The 889-nt window shown below is 72.3% G+C and carries 1 protein-coding gene and 1 pseudogene; both read left to right on the forward strand.

The genetic code is table 11. The features are described 5' to 3' along the window. On the forward strand, nucleotides 1–184 hold a 184-nt coding region (locus TSB10P1A_RS00730; RefSeq protein WP_186385991.1), incomplete at its 5' end, for a hypothetical protein. Then, a pseudogene (locus TSB10P1A_RS00735) lies at nucleotides 145–889 on the forward strand (hypothetical protein); the annotation flags it as partial. The gene TSB10P1A_RS00730 and the pseudogene TSB10P1A_RS00735, both read left to right, overlap by 40 nt.

An 889-nucleotide genomic window follows, 5' to 3' on the forward strand; every position in this document is an offset into this window, starting at 1 on the left:
CGTGTGCGTGATGCGCCTGTCCGGCGGATCGCGCACGGGGCATGTCGGCGTCCTGGTCGATCCCGGCCACGTGCTGCATGTCGAGGCGGCCTGCGACGCAATCATCGTCCCCCTCACTCATTTCACCGTACGCGAGAGGATCGCATGCTTCAGGCGGCACCGGCTGACCGGCCGGCACATCTAGCGACGATCTGGCGCGCGCCGATGGCTCTGGGCTCGCCGAGGGTGGACCTGTGGCCGCAGGGCCTGTCGGTGGCGGAGATCGTGGCGCAGGCCGACTACCTGCCCCCCGATTTCGGCGCCACGGGCGTCGTGACCATCGACGGCGAGCCGGTGCCGCGCGCCATGTGGCGGCACGTGCGCCCCAAGGCCGGCACTGCGGCCGGCCGCAGCATCCATGTCACCTTCCATGCGCCGGTGCGCGAGGGCGGCCGGGGCGGCAAGCAGATCCTCGCCGTCGTCGCGGCCATCGCCCTGACATTCGCCACCGCCGGCATCGCCTCGGCCGGTATTCCCGCGCTCGGGCTCGCGGCGGGGTCACTCGGCGCCAAGCTGATCGCGACAAGCGTCGGCATCGTCGGCTCGCTGGTCATTTCGGCCATCGCCGCACCGCCGACGCGCGGTGCCGATGCAACGCCGGACGGGACCGGTGCGGCGCTCGATCCGGCCTCCCTGCAGGGCAACGTGCTCCAGCCAAACGCCTCCGTGCCGCGCGTCATCGGCACGCGGCGCGTGTACCCGCCATTCGCCAGTCAGCCGGTGATCGAGCTGGTCGGCCAGGACGAGCTCGCCGAAGCGGTGCATGTGCTGGCCGGCCCGCACAAGCTGCGGGACATCCGCCTTGGCGAGACGACCTGGGACGGGCTGGCCGGCGAAGGGGACAGCGGGC

The organism is Stappia sp. TSB10P1A (assembly GCF_900185725.1).
Taxonomy (GTDB): Bacteria; Pseudomonadota; Alphaproteobacteria; order Rhizobiales; family Stappiaceae; genus Stappia.